This window comes from Tenacibaculum profundi, assembly GCF_057162725.1.
In genome coordinates, this window is sequence record NZ_CM169894.1 from 212,842 (window position 1) to 233,126 (window position 20,285).

General features: G+C 34.0%; 13 protein-coding genes, 2 tRNA genes, 3 rRNA genes and 1 pseudogene. 8 read left to right on the forward strand and 11 right to left on the reverse strand.

What is annotated here, in order from left to right; translation table 11 throughout:
* Positions 1-15: 15 nt before the first annotated feature.
* The 8 genes from AC2GW8_RS00705 to fdhD all read right to left on the reverse strand — a co-directional run bounded on the left by AC2GW8_RS00705 (position 16) and on the right by fdhD (position 8,760).
* On the reverse strand, positions 16-558 hold the full coding sequence (locus AC2GW8_RS00705) for an NUDIX hydrolase (protein ID WP_440880882.1): 543 nt from the start codon (positions 556-558) through the stop codon (positions 16-18).
* Positions 559-703: 145 nt separating this feature from the next.
* The gene (locus tag AC2GW8_RS00710) at positions 704-1,792 is read right to left on the reverse strand and encodes a M42 family metallopeptidase (RefSeq protein WP_440880883.1); all 1,089 of its coding nucleotides are present in this window, start codon (positions 1,790-1,792) and stop codon (positions 704-706) included.
* A gap of 47 nt (positions 1,793-1,839) precedes the next feature.
* Positions 1,840-2,643, reverse strand: a complete 804-nt coding sequence (locus tag AC2GW8_RS00715) for a lysophospholipid acyltransferase family protein (protein ID WP_440880884.1) — start codon at positions 2,641-2,643, stop codon at positions 1,840-1,842.
* A 52-nt stretch (positions 2,644-2,695) separates the two neighbouring features.
* The gene (locus AC2GW8_RS00720; RefSeq protein ID WP_440880885.1) at positions 2,696-3,325 is read right to left on the reverse strand and encodes an NUDIX hydrolase; all 630 of its coding nucleotides are present in this window, start codon (positions 3,323-3,325) and stop codon (positions 2,696-2,698) included.
* A 138-nt stretch (positions 3,326-3,463) separates the two neighbouring features.
* Entirely contained in the window at positions 3,464-4,984 is a 1,521-nt protein-coding gene (locus AC2GW8_RS00725) for a hypothetical protein (RefSeq protein WP_440880886.1), read from the reverse strand.
* Between the two features lie 19 nt (positions 4,985-5,003).
* Positions 5,004-5,618, reverse strand: a complete 615-nt coding sequence (locus tag AC2GW8_RS00730; protein ID WP_440880887.1) for an SPOR domain-containing protein — start codon at positions 5,616-5,618, stop codon at positions 5,004-5,006.
* Between the two features lie 47 nt (positions 5,619-5,665).
* On the reverse strand, positions 5,666-7,963 hold the full coding sequence (locus AC2GW8_RS00735) for an FdhF/YdeP family oxidoreductase (protein WP_440880888.1): 2,298 nt from the start codon (positions 7,961-7,963) through the stop codon (positions 5,666-5,668).
* Entirely contained in the window at positions 7,960-8,760 is an 801-nt protein-coding gene (gene fdhD / locus AC2GW8_RS00740) for a formate dehydrogenase accessory sulfurtransferase FdhD (RefSeq protein ID WP_440880889.1), read from the reverse strand. Before fdhD ends, AC2GW8_RS00735 begins: the two co-directional genes overlap by 4 nt.
* Before the next feature lie 108 nt (positions 8,761-8,868).
* Here fdhD and AC2GW8_RS00745 point away from each other — a divergent pair, with 108 nt between their 5' ends.
* From AC2GW8_RS00745 to rrf, 6 genes are all read left to right on the forward strand, one after another.
* The gene (locus AC2GW8_RS00745) at positions 8,869-9,588 is read left to right on the forward strand and encodes a DUF4294 domain-containing protein (RefSeq protein WP_440880890.1); all 720 of its coding nucleotides are present in this window, start codon (positions 8,869-8,871) and stop codon (positions 9,586-9,588) included.
* Positions 9,589-10,165: 577 nt separating this feature from the next.
* A 16S ribosomal RNA gene (locus AC2GW8_RS00750) occupies positions 10,166-11,687 on the forward strand.
* Between the two features lie 91 nt (positions 11,688-11,778).
* Positions 11,779-11,852: transfer RNA gene (locus tag AC2GW8_RS00755), tRNA-Ile, on the forward strand.
* 106 nt (positions 11,853-11,958) lie between these two features.
* A tRNA-Ala gene (locus AC2GW8_RS00760) sits at positions 11,959-12,032 on the forward strand.
* A gap of 228 nt (positions 12,033-12,260) precedes the next feature.
* A 23S ribosomal RNA gene (locus AC2GW8_RS00765) occupies positions 12,261-15,129 on the forward strand.
* Positions 15,130-15,258: 129 nt separating this feature from the next.
* Positions 15,259-15,367 (forward strand): 5S ribosomal RNA (gene rrf / locus AC2GW8_RS00770).
* The 16S, 23S and 5S rRNA genes sit together here with 2 tRNA genes alongside, the layout of an rRNA operon.
* 186 nt (positions 15,368-15,553) lie before the next feature.
* On the opposite strand, the pseudogene AC2GW8_RS00775 reads toward rrf, so the two are convergent.
* A pseudogene (locus AC2GW8_RS00775) lies at positions 15,554-15,793 on the reverse strand (hypothetical protein); the annotation flags it as partial.
* 119 nt (positions 15,794-15,912) lie between these two features.
* Between AC2GW8_RS00775 and AC2GW8_RS00780 the strand changes: the two are divergent.
* Positions 15,913-16,233: an Hpt domain-containing protein gene (locus tag AC2GW8_RS00780; RefSeq protein ID WP_440880891.1), complete on the forward strand. Its 321-nt coding sequence runs from the start codon at positions 15,913-15,915 to the stop codon at positions 16,231-16,233.
* Positions 16,234-16,236: 3 nt separating this feature from the next.
* Positions 16,237-16,941 (forward strand): LytR/AlgR family response regulator transcription factor, encoded by a 705-nt coding sequence (locus tag AC2GW8_RS00785; RefSeq protein WP_440882168.1) that lies wholly within the window; start codon positions 16,237-16,239, stop codon positions 16,939-16,941.
* A 38-nt stretch (positions 16,942-16,979) separates the two neighbouring features.
* On the opposite strand, the gene AC2GW8_RS00790 is transcribed toward AC2GW8_RS00785, so the two are convergent.
* The gene (locus AC2GW8_RS00790; protein WP_440880892.1) at positions 16,980-18,944 is read right to left on the reverse strand and encodes an LruC domain-containing protein; all 1,965 of its coding nucleotides are present in this window, start codon (positions 18,942-18,944) and stop codon (positions 16,980-16,982) included.
* Positions 18,945-19,065: 121 nt separating this feature from the next.
* Positions 19,066-20,205, reverse strand: coding sequence for a glycosyltransferase family 4 protein (locus tag AC2GW8_RS00795; RefSeq protein WP_440880893.1), 1,140 nt, complete (start codon positions 20,203-20,205; stop codon positions 19,066-19,068).
* Between the last annotated feature and the right edge of the window lie 80 nt (positions 20,206-20,285).

Below are 20,285 nucleotides of genomic sequence, written 5' to 3' on the forward strand. Positions count from 1 at the left end.
GTTTTACAATAGTGTTTATGCTAAAATATCTTTAATTTTATTATAAACAAAAGAATAGTAATTTTGGTATTCAGGTAACAAAATACCTTCGTGTTTACTTATTTCATTTAAAATAGTCAAATCAAACAGTTTTACATCATCTACTTCAAGTTTTTGAATTCTTAAATTTTCTATATGATCAGTTAGTTCAGAAATAAATACATGATGAAATTCATTATCAATTATGCCATTTCTGTGCGTAACCTTATGCCTACGAACATCAATTTTATGTAACTTTTCTGGTTTGATAATAAAATTAATTTCTTCTTTAGCTTCCCTTATTGCAGCTATTTCTATTTTTTCACCAGCAGATACATGTCCAGCAACAGAAATATCCCATATACCTGGATAAACTTTTTTGGTTAAAGCTCTTTTTTGAAGTAATATTTTTTTATCTAATGTGTATAACCATACATGAGCGGTAATATGATAATATCCATATTTATGTGCCTCAGATTTCCAACATGTTTTTCCTGTATAATTACCTTTTTTATCAACAATGTCAATTAATTCATCCATACTGTTGTTATTTAAATTAACGATAATATATTTTAAGTCAAATACAATTTTTAATAAACTTTTGACGTATTTTTTATAAAAGGCTAATTATAGCTAGAAGTAAAAAAAACGCTACTGACAATTTTACAGCAACGTTTTTTATTTATTATTTGAAATACGAGAAATTCTCGCCTTCTTTAATTTTTAGAAGGCTCTCATATATCATTTTAATAACATTTTCAACATCCTCTTTGTGAACCATTTCAACGGTGGTGTGCATGTAGCGAAGTGGTAAGGATATAAGTGCTGATGCTACGCCTCCATTACTATATGCAAATGCATCAGTATCGGTACCAGTTGCTCTCGATAAAGCAGAACGTTGAAAAGGTATTTTTTTCTCTTCAGCAGTGTCTATAATTAAATCTCTTAGCTTTTGTTGAACTGCAGGAGCATAAGCTACAACAGGTCCTTTACCAAGCTCTAAATGTCCTTCTTTTTTTTGATCAATCATTGGTGTTGTCGTATCATGAGTCACATCTGTGACGATAGCAACATTAGGTTTAATTGTTTGCGTAATCATTTCGGCTCCTCTTAATCCGATTTCTTCTTGAACGGAGTTGGTAATATATAGGCCGAAAGGAAGTTTCTTACCATTTTCATGTAATAATCTAGCTACTTCAGCTATCATAAAGCCTCCCATTCGATTATCAAGTGCTCTACAAATAAATTTGTTTTCGTTTAGAATATGAAATTCATCGGGATAAGTAATAACACAACCTACATGAATACCTAGCTTTTCAACTTCTTCCTTATTAGAGCATCCGCAATCAATAAAAATATTATCAGGCTTTGGTGCTTCTTCTTTAGCTCTATTCCTTGTATGTATTGCAGGCCACCCAAATACACCTTTTACGATTCCGTTTTTGGTATGAATATTAACTATTTTACTAGGAGCAATTTGATGATCACTACCTCCATTTCGTATCACATAAATCAAGCCGTTATCAGAAATATAATTAACGTACCAAGAGATTTCATCAGCATGCCCCTCAATGACTACCTTATATTTAGCTTCAGGGTTTATGACTCCTACAGCGGAACCATATGTGTCTGTAATGAATTCATCAACATAAGGTTTCAGGTAATTCATCCAAATTTTTTGACCCTCCCACTCGTATCCTGTAGGTGATGCGTTATTTAAATATTTTTCTAAAAATTCAATAGATTTCTTATTGAGAATTGATTTTGAATCCATTATTATGTATTTAATTAGTTTGAATAAGTGTAAGATTTATAATTAAATTAGCACCAAAACTTACGTTTCTCATTAAGTTCTTCTTGTTCTTTAATTTGCAAAGGAGTAAGAACTTTTAGAAAAGAGGGATGCTGCTCAATTGCATATTCAATTTTTTCTACAATACTTTGTATGTTTTCATTTTCATAATCAATTTCTAAAGGTTCTTTTATAATCATTGATTGCAATACATTACGTTTTTTGATTTGTAATCCTTTTTTATCAAAAGATCTTCTAAATCCATCAATAACAATAGGTACTACAATAGGTTTATAAGTTTTGATAATATGAGCAGTACCTCTTCTTATTGGTTTGAAAGCGGTAGTTGTACCTTGAGGAAATGTAACAACCCAACCATCATCTAAAGCTTTTCCTATATTTGAAATGTCAGACAACTTTACTTGACGATTAATATTTTTTCCACCACTTCTCCACGTTCTATCAATTGATACGGATCCAGTATATGCAAATATTTTTGGTAATAATCCTGATCTCATGGTTTCTCCAGCAGCTATATAGTATATATTAAGTTTCGGATGCCAGATATATCCAATATTTTTGATATTATCAATTCGCCCCTTTAGAGCAGCATTAAATACATGAAACATTGCAGCTACATCAGCAAAATAAGTTTGGTGATTAGATATGAAAAGAACGTTCTGATCTGGAAGTTGACGTATAATTTCAGAGCCCTCTATTTGGAGTTCGTTAAATCTTCGATACCTTCCATGAGAGATGATACCTAAGATACGAATTAACCATTTTTTTATCCATAAAATATGTCCAAACGGATTCCTTTTGAATAGGGGCATATATGTTGTTTTTGTTAGTAAAATGCTAAATTACAAAAGAAAAAGAAAAATGTTATAATTTAATTAAATCTTTAATTTCAGATAATATCATTGCCGTAGCTCCCCAAACAATATAACCATTTAATTTAAAGCTAGGTACTTCAACATTATCCATATATGAAGTACTCATAGGTGTATATATGACATTAGATTCATTTAATAATTCCTTTACTGAAACCTCTATTATTTCAGCAACTTCATAATTTGGTTTAAAAATTGGTTTCCGATTACAATAACCTATAAAAGGAGCAACTAAGAAATTACTAGGTGGTATATAGGTATCGGATAGCCTACGAATAATTGTTATTTCATTATGATTAATACCGATTTCCTCATTAGCCTCTCTCAAAGCTGTGCTTTTTAAATTTAAATCAATAGGATCAGGCTTTCCTCCAGGGAAACTTACTTGCGCGGAATGAGTTCCTTTGTAACTAGCACGTTTTGTTAATAAAAATGTGGTATCATTATTTTCATTGGGATAAAACAATGCTAAAACAGCTGCCTCTCTGGGGTTTCTATCTAGTATCATTGCTTCTGTATATCTTAGACGAATTTCAGGAGCTAACTTTAATTGTGAAGTAACTCCCCCGAGAGAACGTTGCTTAAAATGACTAATTTGATTTTGAAAATCAGAGAAAAACATAATTCAGTGGATATAATTACAAACATATTGTTTTATAAACGTTAAAACAATATTTAATTTCAATTTTAACTTGAGCCCAGCTTAAAATAACAAACTAATGATAAAACTAAAATAAGATATTCTATAGTTAGTTACTTGTTAATTTTTCATGCTTAAAAATGAAAATTTATAATTAATACCAAGGTTAAAGATAGAAGTATCTAAGGCGCCTCTTTTAGCTTTTATAAATCCTGTTCCAAGCCTAAAACTTAACATTCTATTTAATTTGAAATCTAAGCCTATACTGGGTTTAAGAATGAGTCCTTGACCAGTACTAATACCACCACCACCAGCAGCACCTCCTAGCATTTGAGTGAAGATATATGTTGAATTTCTAAAGAATCGATTGGATTTTATACCAAGCCCAACAATTCCTTCAGCATAGGCTCCCGCATCTCCAAAATTAGCAAAAGCGGCTTGACCTGCTACAAATATATGCTCGTTTAAGAAAAAATTAACTTGAAAAGATATTTGATGTAAATCCTGTCTTTTGTTCTTATCTCTTTGAGCATCAGTGTAAAAATCTTGTTTTATGATGGCTTCAATGCCTTTAAACTTTCCTAAGGAATAAGTACTCTGGTTAGAAGATGCTCCATCTTTATCAACATAATATTTTAATCCATATCCAAATGAAGATGCTGAAAAATGAGTATTTGGACTTAATACATAGCCTTTGTTTAAAGAAAAATATATATTGTCAAAAAGTTTTTGTTCTAGAGAAATATCGGGATAAAGCAAAAAGCCTCCTTGCGTATCTACACCACCACCACCACCTGCACCAATACCAAATTTAGTCAGAATATTTGTGCGTTTTTTATTAAAATAAAGTTGATATCCAGCTCCTATAAAAAGGTCCATATATCCTGCTTTAATACCTTTATACGCACCATCTGATTTTATAAAATAGAAAAAGTTATCATTTAGGTATGAATTAAATTCAAAACCAGCTAAATGAATTGTTTTTCCGTTATAGTTTCCTTTAGTTACATTCATATTATTTAAATGTACAAATAAGGAGTTTTTATTTACAGGGATGTTTCCCCAATCAGTTGCTTTTAATTTTTCTATTGAACAACTAATTTCTTTATTATTAAATGTAGTGTAATTGAATGAAAGAGGTATTTGAAGAGCTATATTAAACTGATTACTTTTTATGAGTCCTTCATCAAAAAAGTTAATATAACTGTAACCAGCATTAATTGAAAAATAGTCAAAGTTATAGCCAAGATTTATATGAGGAAGAATAAAAGCACCGCCACCATCAGGTGCGGATGCACCGCCGCCGCCGCCAAAATGAATACCAGAATCTAAAAATAGTTTATTTGTTAATTTTTTTTGAATTCCTGCATTAACGCCTAGCGTAAAAAAACCACCTCTAATACCACTAATGGAACTATACATACCTAATCCAGCATAGCTCCAATCATTTATTTTTAAGTTATAATGAACTCCTGAAAACCCCATATTAACTTCTTTTTTAGGCATATTTACCGATAAAAAATCTATTTGGCCGAATGCGTTTTGAGTTTTAAAAAGAGGAATTTGGTCTTGTCCTTGCAACAAATAAGCACTCAATCCTAAACTAAAGGTGAGTGCTTTTTTTATTAAATTTTTTAACATGTATATTAATTAAGTCAATTTAATGATGTATTTTCTGTCGTTCTCCGTTAATGTAAGAAGCGACAAAAGCATCTTGAAACCCTATTTTAACTAATTCAGTTTTCATCTTTTTTGCTTCACTAAGTGCTTCAAATAAACCTATTGAGTATTTAAATAATTCATCATTTTTTGATGCGATTCCAACTAAAGTGTTTTCTGATATCAAAGGATGTCTATTTTTGGAAAAAATTCCGATTTGAACAGAATATACAGTTTGTCCATTATAATTCTCTTCAATGTTGCTAATATCGTCATCAATACTTGTATTTTCTTGATTTAAGTCTTCATCTTCATAAGAACTAGTAGAATTGGAAATACTATCTATAACTCTTTTTGCTTCTTGTGCTTTAATTTTAGTTACATCAATTTTTTTATTACCCTTTTCACCACCGATTCTTGGCATAAAAAATATAATTCCTATTGCAAGACCTAAAAGAAGCCCCAAAATAACAGCAATTGTTCTAGCTTTTTGCTTTTGATGCTGAATATTTTCTTGCATATCGCTTAATTCCTTTTCTTTTTCTTCTAGTTTTAATTTTGCATTATCAATGTCTTCTTGCATTAATTGGTACTTTGATTCTTCGATAAAAGGCATACTTTGTTCTTTAAAGTTGGTTTAGGATACAAAAATACAAATCTTTTTTAATTTGACTTCTCAATACTGATGATAACTCCTTTAGAGGCAGGTGTGTTACTAATTCTTGCTTTGTTTTTTATAGGTATTAAAACGTTAGCTTCTGGAAAGTAAGTAGCCATGCAGTTCTTAGGTATATTATAGGGTATGACTAAAAAGTATTTTGCAATCCTTTTTTCATCTTGAAAATGACTAATTAAATTAATCTTATCTAATTTTTTAAGTTTAAATTTTTTCACATCTTCTGGGTTCATAAAAACAACTCTTCTTTCATTATACACCCCTCTATATCTATCATCTAAACCGTAGATTGTTGTATTATATTGATCGTGGGTTCTTATCGTCATTAAAATGAATTGATCATCACGTAAAATAATATCCGAAGTTTTATTTAAAGTAAAATTAGCTCTACCTGTTGAAGTAGAAGAGAAGTCTCCTTTTCGAGCATTATTAGGAAGATAAAAACCTCCTTTTTTACGAATTCTTTCATTATAATTTTCAAAACCATTAATAGTTGCTTCAATTTTATTTCTTATCAAATCATAGTTTGAAGACAGCTTTTTCCAATTTACCTTAGTGTTTTTTAATGTTTTTTCTGCTATACCAGCGATAATCTTAGGCTCACTCAATAAAAGAGAAGAACAGGGAGGAAGATGCCCTTTCGATTTATGTACAATTCCCATTGAATTTTCAACGGAAATAAATTGTTCAATTCCATTTTGAACATCTTTTTCAGATCTTCCTAAGCAGGGTAGAATTAAAGCTTGTTTACCATGTATCAAATGACTTCTATTTAATTTTGTAGAAACATGAACAGTTAAATTACAATTTCTCATTGCTGATGCAGTAAATTCGGTGTCTGGAGCTGCTGAAATAAAATTACCTCCCATTGCTATGAATACTTTTGCCTTTTTTTTATGCATGGCTTCAATAGCTCCAACAACGTCATATCCATGTTTTTTTGGCGTGTTAAATTTAAATTCTTTTTCCAACGCATTTAAAAAGGATAACTTAGGCTTTTCCCAAATTCCCATAGTACGGTCGCCTTGAACATTAGAATGACCACGAACAGGACATGTTCCTGCACCTTTTTTTCCAATACTCCCTTTTAAAAGAAGTAAATTAACGACCTCTCTTATATTATCAACTCCATTTTTATGTTGCGTAAGTCCCATAGCCCAACAAATAATAATATTTTCATTATTAATAATAAGTTCAGAGGCTTTTTTGATTTCTTCAAGTGTTAATCCCGTTTGGGGTAAAAGTTGATCTATGGAATAAGAATCAAGATTTTCCATGAGATCATCAAAACCATGAGTTTGATTTTTAATAAAATCATGGTTAAACACGGAACCTGGACGCTCTTCTTCTTTTTGCTTCATTAACTTCATTATAATTTTTAATAAGGCAACGTCACCATTTATTTTTATTTGAAGAAAATAATCTGTCAATTTTTGACCATTTCCGAACCATTTTAAAGGATTTTGAGGGTCGACATAATTCATAAGCCCAACTTCAGAAAGAGGGTTTATGGTTATGATTTTACCACCTTTTTTTTTTGTTTCACTTAATGCAGTTAACATTCTTGGATGGTTTGTTCCTGGATTTTGTCCAATGACAATTACTAAATCGGCATGATTAAAATCATCAAGAGTTACTGACCCTTTTCCAATACCTAGGGTTTGTGATAGCCCACTACCACTACTTTCATGACACATATTAGAACAATCAGGCAAATTATTTGTGCCATATTGACGAGCAAAAAGCTGGTATAAAAATGCAGCTTCGTTACTTGTTCTTCCTGAAGTGTAAAATATTGCTTCATCGGGAGATTTTAAATTATTTAAATGATCTCCTATTAGAGTGAAGGCCTTTTCCCATGATATTTCTTCATAATTGGCATTTCCTTCCTTTAGTAACATGGGTGCAGTTATTCTGCCACTTTTTCCAATTTCAAAGTCAGACCATTCAGAAAGCTCTTGTACAGAATGTGTTGCTAAGAACATTGGACTAACTTTATTTTTTGTAGCTTCTTCAGCAATTGCTTTAGCTCCATTTTCGCAATATTCAGCTAAAAAAGCTCTCTTTTCATCTGGGTCAGGCCAAGCGCAACCTGGACAATCGAAACCATAAGTTTGGTTCATGTTTTTTAATAAACTAGCCCCCTTTGTAATACCCACCTCTGAAATAATATGTTTTAGAGCTGACTTTATAGCAGTTGCACCAACCGCTTTTGCAGGTATTTTTTTTAGATTAATTCCAGTATGCTTTTCTGGAGGTTGTGCATTTGTTTTTTTTGTACTCATAATGAATGAATAGTATGAGGATGTGAGTAAATTGTCATTTTTTTATTTCTTGTAAAACCAATTAAACATATTCCAAATTCTTTAGCAAAGTCAACAGCCAAAGAAGAACAAGCAGAAACAGCAATGATAATTGGAATTTTAGCAAAAAAAGCTTTACTAATAATTTCATAAGAAACTCTTCCACTAACTAAAATTATGGTAGCTTCATTCAGTTTATTTGATTGTATTAGGTATCCTATACATTTATCAACAGCATTATGCCTACCAATATCTTCCATTGAAGTAAGTAAGTTTTTGTTTTTATTGAATACAGCACTTGCATGACTACCTCCTGTTAATTGAAAGACCGTTTGAGTAGAATTCATTGTAGCGAACATTTGCTTTATTTCAGAAAAAGTTAAATGAATTTTTTTTGTAATTGGAGTTTCTTTAATTTTTATATCATTGATTTCCTTTTTTCCACAAATACCACATGATGAGACAGAAAGCAATGTTCTTTTATTTAAATACCCATTTCCTAAATCAATTTTTGCTATAATAACATTAATGATAGTGCCAAAACTTTCTTTATTGTTAAAATTTTCAATTTTTATTGGAGAAGGTTTTTTGTATATATCTTCAGCAAAGAGTAATCCTTGTATGAGGTATTTATCATTTCCAGGTGTTCGCATAACAACTGTATAGGGTTGACTATTAATATTGATCTGAAGAGGCGCTTCTACAACTAAATTATCCTCTAATTCTGAAGAAATATCACAGGAAATTTTAATGGCATCATATGTTTTAATTTGTACCATAGAAACAAATATATGTAATAAAAAAGTTAAAATTGAAATTTTATAAAATTTAAAATAATTACCTTTGGTTTATTAATATTTTCTTTTGAAAATGGTTTGTCCACTGTAATGAAAAGTATTTTAATTTTATATGTTCTATTATTCGGTTTAGTCGCAAATAGCCAAACAAAAGAAGAAGACTTTCTACAACTTGAAAATAGTTACAATTATTTACAGGAAGCGGATTCTCTTATGATTCACCTTAACGAGGTGTCAATACTGCCGAAGCATAAGTTTAAATCAACAATAGATCTAAGATATTACATGTGGTTTAAAAGAAAAGTACATAGGGCATACCCATATGCTGTATTAGCAGCCAAAAGACTAGATAGTCTAAATTTACGACTAGAGAAAATAAAATCGAAAAGAAAAAAAAGAAGATATATAAAAACTGTCCAGGAATATTTAGAAGAAGAATTAACTTCCAGGTTAAAAAAGCTTACACGGACTGAGGGAAGAATTCTACTCAAACTTATACATAGACAAACAGGTAGAACTGCTTTTAATAATATAAAGTCTTTGAGAAGTGGCTGGAAAGCATTTTGGTACAACACTACAGCAAATTTGTTTAAACTATCTTTAAAATCAAAATACAAACCTGAAACTGAAAATGAAGACTATTTAATAGAGGATGTAATTCAACGTTCATTGATTAATGAGTCTTTAGTTTATCAAGAGCCTAAGTTAAACAAGCCATATAGGCATATAGTTTCAGAGCGTAAAGGAACGATTGATGTAAGTTTTTATAAGAAGATGTTTGGGAGGAGTAGGGGTAGAAAAAAGAAGTAGCGATTAAAACTGAAAAAGGTAATTAACTCAGGTTAAGCTATTTTTTTGTTTGGTTTAAAAAAAGGTTAAAAAAAGTCTTGTTAGAATAAAAAATGGTTGTATGTTTGCAACCGCTAACGCGAAAAACGCATAGTAAAAGGGTTAGCAAGTTCATTGATTTAGCGTGTTGTTTTAGAGTTATAAAGGGGGTAAGATAATTAGTAATTGTCTGCTTTTTTTTAGTTTGTTTGAGGTTTTAATTTGACTTCGGCTGTTCTGAAAAAAAACTAAAAAAAACTTTCAAAAATGTTTGTTATTTTTAAAAAAGTTTTTAGTTTTGCATCCGCTTACGGAGAGCGACACGATCACAGAAATTTTGGAATGATAATTAGTTTATCAGTTAGTTCGATTCTAGCATTTCTACAAGAGTTTAATTTGAGATATTGATTGAGATTATATTGATTATTTTGGGTTAACAAGTTCATTGAAAATATTGAAATTGACAGCGTAATTAGAGTAGAATTACCACGGTAAGCTTTAGGGTTTACCACTTGAAAATTCTTTTGAAGACTTGACATTAAATAATATTAAAGATTATACAATGAAGAGTTTGATCCTGGCTCAGGATGAACGCTAGCGGCAGGCTTAACACATGCAAGTCGAGGGGTAACAGGAGTAGCTTGCTACTTGCTGACGACCGGCGCACGGGTGCGTAACGCGTATAGAATCTGCCTTGTACAGGAGGATAGCCTTTAGAAATGAAGATTAATACTCCATAATATATATGATTGGCATCGGTTGTATATTAAAGATTTATTGGTACAAGATGACTATGCGTCCTATTAGCTAGATGGTGAGGTAACGGCTTACCATGGCAACGATAGGTAGGGGGTCTGAGAGGATTATCCCCCACACTGGTACTGAGACACGGACCAGACTCCTACGGGAGGCAGCAGTGAGGAATATTGGTCAATGGGCGCAAGCCTGAACCAGCCATGCCGCGTGCAGGAAGACTGCCCTATGGGTTGTAAACTGCTTTTATACGGGAAGAAACAGTCGTACGTGTACGACCTTGACGGTACCGTAAGAATAAGCACCGGCTAACTCCGTGCCAGCAGCCGCGGTAATACGGAGGGTGCAAGCGTTATCCGGAATCATTGGGTTTAAAGGGTCCGCAGGCGGTCAATTAAGTCAGAGGTGAAATCCTACAGCTTAACTGTAGAACTGCCTTTGATACTGGTTGACTTGAGTTATACGGAAGTAGATAGAATGTGTAGTGTAGCGGTGAAATGCATAGATATTACACAGAATACCGATTGCGAAGGCAGTCTACTACGTATATACTGACGCTCATGGACGAAAGCGTGGGGAGCGAACAGGATTAGATACCCTGGTAGTCCACGCCGTAAACGATGGACACTAGTTGTTGGATTTAGATTCAGTGACTAAGCGAAAGTGATAAGTGTCCCACCTGGGGAGTACGATCGCAAGATTGAAACTCAAAGGAATTGACGGGGGCCCGCACAAGCGGTGGAGCATGTGGTTTAATTCGATGATACGCGAGGAACCTTACCAGGGCTTAAATGTGGAATGACAGGGCTAGAGATAGCTTTTTCTTCGGACATTTCACAAGGTGCTGCATGGTTGTCGTCAGCTCGTGCCGTGAGGTGTCAGGTTAAGTCCTATAACGAGCGCAACCCCTATCGTTAGTTGCTAGCAGGTAAAGCTGAGGACTCTAGCGAGACTGCCGGTGCAAACCGTGAGGAAGGTGGGGATGACGTCAAATCATCACGGCCCTTACGTCCTGGGCCACACACGTGCTACAATGGTATGGACAATGAGCAGCCACTATGCGAATAGGAGCGAATCTATAAACCATATCACAGTTCGGATCGGAGTCTGCAACTCGACTCCGTGAAGCTGGAATCGCTAGTAATCGGATATCAGCCATGATCCGGTGAATACGTTCCCGGGCCTTGTACACACCGCCCGTCAAGCCATGGAAGCTGGGGGTGCCTGAAGTCGGTTACCGCAAGGAGCTGCCTAGGGTAAAACTAGTAACTAGGGCTAAGTCGTAACAAGGTAGCCGTACCGGAAGGTGCGGCTGGAACACCTCCTTTCTAGAGAAGATGGTGTTAAGTTACAGAAGGAAGTGTAATTTTACTCTGCTGTTAATTTTAAAATAAAAAAGACTAAGATCAGATCTTAAATAGTCTTGTAGCTCAGCTGGTTAGAGCGCTACACTGATAATGTAGAGGTCGGCAGTTCGAGCCTGCCCAAGACTACTTTTTTTTGTTTGGTATTTAGTTAAAGGAAATTCTAGAAGCGGGTTATGTTGAGAATGTTTAACGACTCATAACTCAATAGTTAAGCCTCATACTAGAAGTACATGGGGGATTAGCTCAGCTGGCTAGAGCGCTTGCCTTGCACGCAAGAGGTCATCGGTTCGACTCCGATATTCTCCACTAGATAATACCTATAGATAATTATTATCACAAGGTATTATACCAGGTTGGTAACTGAAATATTTATCAGTTCTGACTCGGCACAAGTTCATTGACATATTGGTAAAATGATATCGTAAAGAATCAAGATAGAGCGTTAGATTTAAGTATCTAACGATATATTTTTATAAAAATATAATTAAGAATTATAAAGAGCTCGTTTCCGATTAATATCGGAAGCAAAAAGTACAATAAGCTAAATAAGGGCGTATGGAGGATGCCTAGGCTTTCAGAGGCGAAGAAGGACGCGATAAGCTGCGATAAGTTACGGGGAGTGGCACATACATTATGATCCGTAAATTTCCGAATGGGGCAACCCGGTATATTGAAGATATATCACACCGCAAGGTGAGCAAACCCGGAGAACTGAAACATCTAAGTACCCGGAGGAGAAGAAAACAAAAGTGATTCCGCTAGTAGTGGCGAGCGAACGCGGAATAGCCCAAACCAATATTGTTACGGCAGTATTGGGGTTGTAGGACTACAATATTCGAATTTAAGAGAACTAGAATAGTTTGGAAAGACTAACCAAAGAGAGTGATAGTCTCGTATAGGTAATCGAAGAAGAGATAGTAGTATCCTGAGTAGTGCGGGACACGTGTAATCCTGTATGAATCTGGCGGGACCATCCGCTAAGGCTAAATACTCCTGAAAGACCGATAGTGAACTAGTACCGTGAGGGAAAGGTGAAAAGAACCCTAAGTAAGGGAGTGAAATAGAACCTGAAACCGTACGCCTACAAGCGGTCGGAGCCATTCGTGGTGACGGCGTGCCTTTTGCATAATGAGCCTACGAGTTACTGTTACTAGCAAGGTTAAGAATTTAAGGTTCGGAGCCGAAGCGAAAGCGAGTCTGAATAGGGCGGTTAAGTTAGTAGTAGTAGACGCGAAACCGAGTGATCTACCCATGGGCAGGTTGAAGCTGTGGTAACACACAGTGGAGGACCGAACCAGTTGACGTTGAAAAGTCTTTGGATGACCTGTGGGTAGGGGTGAAAGGCCAATCAAACTCGGAAATAGCTCGTACTCCCCGAAATGCATTTAGGTGCAGCGTTGATTAAAAGTTTTATAGAGGTAGAGCTACTGATTGGATGCGGGGGCTTCACCGCCTACCAATTCCTGACAAACTCCGAATGCTATAAAATGTTTATCAGCAGTGAGGGCATGGGTGCTAAGGTCCATGTCCGAGAGGGAAAGAACCCAGACCATCAGCTAAGGTCCCCAAATATATGTTAAGTTGAAAAAACGAGGTGAAACTGCTTAGACAGCTAGGATGTTGGCTTGGAAGCAGCCATTCATTTAAAGAGTGCGTAACAGCTCACTAGTCGAGCGGTTTTGCATGGATAATAATCGGGCATAAACATATTACCGAAGCTATGGACTTTTAAAAGTGGTAGGGGAGCATTCTATATGTGTTGAAGGCGAACTGTAAGGTTTTCTGGAACGTATAGAAAAGAAAATGTAGGCATAAGTAACGATAATGCGGGTGAGAAACCCGCACACCGAAAGACTAAGGTTTCCTCAGCGATGCTAATCAGCTGAGGGTTAGTCGGGACCTAAGGCGAATCCGAAAGGAGTAGTCGATGGACAACAGGTTAATATTCCTGTACTTCTTATAAATGCGATGGGGTGACGGAGTAATGAACCCGCCGCGAGCTGACGGAATAGCTCGTTGAAACATGTAGGTATTAGGACTGTAGGCAAATCCGCAGACTTAGCTGAAGTGTGATAGTACCACAACTCTTCGGAAGCGTGGATAGTGCGGTTAAGAACTTCCAAGAAAAACCTCTAAGCTTCAGTTTATAAGAACCCGTACCGTAAACCGACACAGGTAGTTGGGATGAGAATTCTAAGGTGCTCGAGAGATTCATGGCTAAGGAACTAGGCAAAATAGACCTGTAACTTCGGGAGAAAGGTCGCCAGCAGTAATGCTGGCCGCAGTGAAAAGATCCAGGCGACTGTTTATCAAAAACACAGGGCTTTGCTAAATTGAAAGATGATGTATAAGGCCTGACACCTGCCCGGTGCTGGAAGGTTAAGTGGAGGGTTTAGCTTCGGCGAAGATCTCAAATGAAGCCCCAGTAAACGGCGGCCGTAACTATAACGGTCCTAAGGTAGCGAAATTCCTTGTCGGGTAAGTTCCGACCTGCACGAATGGTGCAACGATCTGGATACTGTCTCAGCCATGAGCTCGGTGAAATTGTAGTATCGGTGAAGATGCCGATTACCCGCAGCGGGACGAAAAGACCCCGTGAACCTTTACTATAGCTTCGTATTGACTTTGGATAAGTAATGTGTAGGATAGGTGGGAGACATTGAAGCGGCCTCGCTAGGGGTTGTGGAGTCAACCTTGAAATACCACCCTTTGCTTATCTAGAGCCTAACTCAGTGATGAGAACAGTGCGTGGTGGGTAGTTTGACTGGGGTGGTCGCCTCCAAAAGAGTAACGGAGGCTTCTAAAGGTTCCCTCAGCACGCTTGGTAACCGTGCGTAGAGTGCAATGGCATAAGGGAGCTTGACTGAGAGACATACAGGTCGATCAGGTACGAAAGTAGAGCATAGTGATCCGGTGGTTCCGAATGGAAGGGCCATCGCTCAAAGGATAAAAGGTACTCCGGGGATAACAGGCTGATCTCCCCCAAGAGCTCACATCGACGGGGGGGTTTGGCACCTCGATGTCGGCTCGTCACATCCTGGGGCTGGAGAAGGTCCCAAGGGTTGGGCTGTTCGCCCATTAAAGTGGCACGCGAGCTGGGTTCAGAACGTCGTGAGACAGTTCGGTCTCTATCTGCTGTGGGCGTTAGAAATTTGAGTGGATCTGACTTTAGTACGAGAGGACCGAGTTGGACGAACCTCTAGTGTATCAGTTGTCTCGCCAGGGGCACTGCTGAGTAGCTACGTTCGGAAGGGATAAGCGCTGAAAGCATATAAGCGCGAAACCCACCACAAGATGAGATTTCTTTAAAGGGTCGTGGGAGATGACCACGTTGATAGGCTATAGGTGTAAGTGCAGTAATGTATGTAGCCGAGTAGTACTAATAACCCATAGGCTTATGTACGTTCCTCCCGAACTTTTAGGAGTTCGGGAAGGATACTCTTTATGTTCAAATAGTTTTATAAATATTTGAATAAGCGATATGATTTTAGCAATATGTTAACTTATACAGTTGAAATATACTGAAACAATTTAAGGTGATTATAGCAATGGGGCTCACCTCTTACCATTCCGAACAGAGAAGTTAAGCCCATTAGCGCCGATGGTACTGCCACAGGTGGGAGAGTAGGTCGTTGCCTTTCTTTTAAAACTCCTCATTACATTTTGTAATGAGGAGTTTTTTTATACGTTACTTTTTACTTCACGAAATACAATAGCCTTATTATAGAACTTACCAATATTTACACACTGTCATGTAAAGAAAAATCTAATTATTAAAAAAGCCCAAGTTACCTTGGACTTCATGTAAAGATTTATCAATAGATATTTTATGCAGAATTTCTACTTGCATTGATATTTCCAAATAATGATCGTGTCACTATTTTTTCGAAAATTTCTTGTGTTTTTGAGTTTGAATTACCCTCTTCTTCGAGTTTTTGAATCTCTTTTAAAGAATACTGTTGAATTGTTAATAATGGTAGTACAATTTGTTCTCTAATCCCGATAGAAGCTTTACCTGATGGCTCATTCTCCATTAAGGTTGTATAACCTGTAAGTTTTAAAATTAAAGAGAATTTAATATTAAAAATAGTTTAAAATTTTAAGTAATTAATTCATTTATTAGTAAGCTGGATTCTTTGAATATTGTTTTTTTTAAGTTATATTTAATTAATAATAAGTATCGATAATGGGAAAATTGCCGGATTTATCAAAGTTTGATGAAATATGTAATGACGACACTGATTTTAAAAAGCAAATGATTTCAATTATAAAAAAAGAGTTTCCAATAGAATATAATCTTTTTGAAGATTCTTTTGAGTTAGGAAATTACAAAGCTACAGCTGAAGTTGTTCATAAACTGAAACATAAAATTAACCTTCTTAATTTAGAGGATGATTATTTAGTTGCTGTTAAATTTGAAAAAGATCTATTAAATGGGACTATCGAGTTATATGATAGTTTTATCGATATTTTGAGTAAAATCGAACAATTCCTTAAAAAAATATAGATGATTAATTCAATTATAATAGATGACGATGAACTAGCAAGAGTAATTATTGAAAATTATTGCTCAAAGCTAGATTATTTAAATATTCAGTCCACTTTTGATAATGCATTAGACGCAATTGATTTCATTAATAACAATAGTGTTGATTTAGTTTTCCTTGATATACATATGCCTGAATTGAGTGGATTTGATTTTATAGATAGTCTGAATAACCCACCTAATATCATTTTAACAACTTCTGATGAGAATTTTGCTTTAAATGCTTTCGAGTATAAGTGTATTATAGATTATTTAGTTAAACCAGTTAAATTACCTAGATTTATAAAAGCTGTAACTAAATTAGACACCAAAAAGAAAGAGTTAAGTAATGGAGAGGAAAAGATTGAAGAAGAAAAGAGTGAATTATATGTTAATATAGATAGAAGGTTGGTAAAAATTCTAATTCCAGATATTTATTTAATTGAGGCAAAAGGAGATTACATAAATATAAAAACAGAATATAAAAATCACATTGTTCATACAACAATGAAAAAAATAGAAGAGAAGTTACCTGAGGAGTTATTTTTAAAAATACATAGATCTTATATAATAAATTTGAAACAAATAATTGATATTGAGGATAATAGTGTGTTGATTAAAAAAGAGGTAATACCTGTTAGCCGTTCTAATAGACCTGAATTGATGAAAAGGTTAAATTTGTTGAATTAGCTTGTATAAGCTTATTCAAGCTATTTTATTAATAAGATTTAATCATCTTCAATATTTGAATTATTTCGATTACCAGGACTATCGGTATACCAATCTTCATTTTGTGTGCCACCAGATGTTGCCCATGTATTAAAATTGTTATATGCACTTGTTATAGGTACCGTTTCTTTGGGGACTTTAAAATCATGTATAATACTTATGGCCCATGGGTAACCTGTATTAGCTATAAAATTACCAGCACTTTGGTTACCTAAGGTACTAGATGTTTTATAGGGTAAATGAATTTCGTTATTTCTTACTTGATTCCCAATAATAAATGTATTAAAAGGTGCTGTTCCAAGTAAACTCGTATTAATTGGTTCTGTAAATTCAACAGTAACAGTTAAATCATCCGGCATCTTGTGCGCATTATCTGTTAATATAATAACAGCTTTATCTTGACCAGCTTCTGTACCATTAGAATTAAAACTCAAATAATTCTCAAATATTTTCGTATTCGTTACGCTTTCTATTTGTGATGACAATACATTATCAAATTGAAAACCAATGGCATTAATGGACCCCGATCTATGTGATTTTGCAGTACAAATAAAATCTAATTTAACAGCCAAGTTTTGACTATTAGTATAAAGAACAGCTCTGTAGTTTAAGGCAACATCATTGAAATCATAATCTCCTGCTGATGGCCATAAATCTTCGAAAACAACAGTTCCTAGTCCATATTTACTTGGGGTATATGTTTTGAATGAAATATCAGGGTCATTGGGGGCGCAATCGTCGTTATCTAGTGTTGTGTCACCATCGGTGTCACTATCAACATAATCGTTATCAACAACGGATAAAGTTGAAAGATCATTGATGGTTCGTCCCATATCGGTGCCATTATCTGCATTTATTCCATATTTATATTGCCAACCTCCTGTTATAATATCCATTATAATAAGATCAGAACTACTTCCGTTATCAGCTAACCATAATTCTTGATTGGAATCAAACGACATAGATGTTGGAGAAAAAGGAAGATTATCAGCACTAATTCGAGTACTTTGATATTTACCATTACCGTCTAAATCTAATTTATATAAACCTGAAAATGTACATATGTAAAGATCCCCATTCTCTGCAAAGTCTAAATCACCTCCGCTAGCACTGTCCAACCCTATTATATCCCAGCTATTTAATTGATTACCGTTGGAGGGATCAAAGGTGTACACTTTATCGTTTTTTGAAAAATATAGTAAGCCATCGTTTGAATTAAACCCAAGCCTAGGTCCACCAATTCCTAAATTTGCTATTGTTTCCCATGTATCATTACTTATTGTATATTTCATCAAGGGGAATGGACTTGATTTACCTATTGAATATAAAACATTGTTAGTTGGATCAATTGCACACGTAAAGCTTCCCATTGGCATGGAAGCAAGTAGCGTTTGATTACCGTTTAAAGGATCAACAGTAAATAGTTCGCCACTACCATTAACACAATAGAGATAATCGGTTGTTAGAGGTTTTAGTTTATTACTTTTATTAAAACTAGTTTTAGCTTCTTGATGTGTATAGTTAATTTTATTGTTTGTTATAGAAATAACTTTTGATGTAGAAATAAATCCTTTTTTTCTTCGAATGTAAAGTTTACTTAAATAATTAGGAACATTTATGGTTAATTTAGCCTTTCCGTTATTAGAGGTAGCGGTTCCCAATTGATTTCTAATTATATTATTTGAAAAAGTTTCTTCAGAAACCGTCTGTCCGGATTCGTTTTCGAAGGTTTCGACCCCATTTGATACAGGCTTGTCAAAATATTGAAAAATATCGTATTTTGCATTTTTGTCGTTATCATTTATGGTAACTTCAATATCTCTGTGTGTACTATAGTCAAAACCAGCAGGGATATCAATTAAAATATTGTGATTATCGGTATTTTCCTCTTTATTTAAATTTTTTATATCAGGAAAACAAGCCATCAATAAAAAAACAAATATTATTAAAAATTGGTTTCTCATAGTTCATGGTTTGTTTAAATTTAGTCAGTAATTAATTAGATTTTACTTAAAATCTTTGAAATATTTAAGATTTAAGATAATTAGTTAAAAAATGTAGATTATTGGATTTTCTAATAAATTATTAATATTTAAAATAAAGCTCTCGTATTTCTGTAGCCATTAACTCCCAAGAAAAAAATGGATACCTGTTCAAACCTTGTTTTATCAAATACTTTCTATATTCTGTCTCATTGTATATTTTATCCATTCCTTCTGAAATATTTTCAGCATCATTTGGGTTTATCAAATGAGCAGCTGTACCTGATATTTCAGGCATGGAAGAACAATTTGAAGTTATAACGGGTGTGCCGCATGACATGGCTTCTAAAATGGGAATACCAAATCCTTCTCTCATGGATGTATAAAGAAATAGGGTACTCAATTTATAAAGAATTCTTATTTCTGAATTGGAAACGTAGTCTATTAATATTATACTATTCCATAATTTTTCACATTTAATAGCTTTTAATAGACGCTTAATTTCTGATTTTTTATGATGAAGAATAACAATTTTTACTTCGTTATCGTTTCGTTTTTTAAAAGCATGAAAACCGCGTAATGTGTTTTTTATATTTTTTCTTGGATCTTTACCGCTAATAAAGAAAAAGTAATTATTTGAAAGGCTAAATTTAGCGATTACCTTCTTAATTTTAACGGAAGAGTCTTTTTTTTGAAAGCTTTTATTTACACCATTGTATATTACTTTTATTTTTTCTTGTTTTAGCATAGGGAAGAATAGTTGAATCTGTTTTTTTTCAAATTCAGACACTGTAATTATTTTATGGCTTTTTTTTACACTAAACGGTGTAATTATTTTTCTATAGATATTTCCAAATTTGTTGTAATACCTGCTACTTTCCAATAATATTTTTAAATAACTTTTTTCAAGAAATATTACGTCATGTAATGTTAATAAAATAGGAATATTACATTTTAAGGGAGCAGTACCACTTGTACAATGTAAAATATCACATTTATATTTTAATACAGCTTTTGGAAGGTATAATTGCTCCCATATAGGGTAGCTTACTTTTGGCAATGTTATTATTTTAAAGTTTGATTTCTCTGTAATTACATTATTGTCTGGTCCAGATTTAACAAAAATATAATATTGATTAGTATGATCAATTTTTTGAAGATAATTTATTAAAGCAATGCTTACTCTGTCAATACCAAATTTTCTTTTTCTGAAAATTCTTTGAGCTTCTATTCCAATCACCATAATATGAACAATTATTGAATTATGTTATACTATTAACAATTTAAAATTTTGTAATTTCAAAGAAAAACAATTTTATAGTT

Bases quoted from the DNA above. Each gene is read 5' to 3' on its own strand.
- AC2GW8_RS00745 (WP_440880890.1), top strand. From the start codon at position 8,869: ATGAAAAGTATTTTAATTTTATATGTTCTATTATTCGGTTTAGTCGCA.
- AC2GW8_RS00735 (WP_440880888.1), bottom strand. From the start codon at position 7,963: ATGAGTACAAAAAAAACAAATGCACAACCTCCAGAAAAGCATACTGGA.
- AC2GW8_RS00725 (WP_440880886.1), bottom strand. From the start codon at position 4,984: ATGTTAAAAAATTTAATAAAAAAAGCACTCACCTTTAGTTTAGGATTG.
- fdhD (WP_440880889.1), bottom strand. From the start codon at position 8,760: ATGGTACAAATTAAAACATATGATGCCATTAAAATTTCCTGTGATATT.
- AC2GW8_RS00710 (WP_440880883.1), bottom strand. From the start codon at position 1,792: ATGGATTCAAAATCAATTCTCAATAAGAAATCTATTGAATTTTTAGAA.
- AC2GW8_RS00730 (WP_440880887.1), bottom strand. From the start codon at position 5,618: ATGCCTTTTATCGAAGAATCAAAGTACCAATTAATGCAAGAAGACATT.
- AC2GW8_RS00795 (WP_440880893.1), bottom strand. From the start codon at position 20,205: ATGGTGATTGGAATAGAAGCTCAAAGAATTTTCAGAAAAAGAAAATTT.
- AC2GW8_RS00790 (WP_440880892.1), bottom strand. From the start codon at position 18,944: ATGAGAAACCAATTTTTAATAATATTTGTTTTTTTATTGATGGCTTGT.
- AC2GW8_RS00705 (WP_440880882.1), bottom strand. From the start codon at position 558: ATGGATGAATTAATTGACATTGTTGATAAAAAAGGTAATTATACAGGA.
- AC2GW8_RS00780 (WP_440880891.1), top strand. From the start codon at position 15,913: ATGGGAAAATTGCCGGATTTATCAAAGTTTGATGAAATATGTAATGAC.
- AC2GW8_RS00720 (WP_440880885.1), bottom strand. From the start codon at position 3,325: ATGTTTTTCTCTGATTTTCAAAATCAAATTAGTCATTTTAAGCAACGT.
- AC2GW8_RS00715 (WP_440880884.1), bottom strand. From the start codon at position 2,643: ATGCCCCTATTCAAAAGGAATCCGTTTGGACATATTTTATGGATAAAA.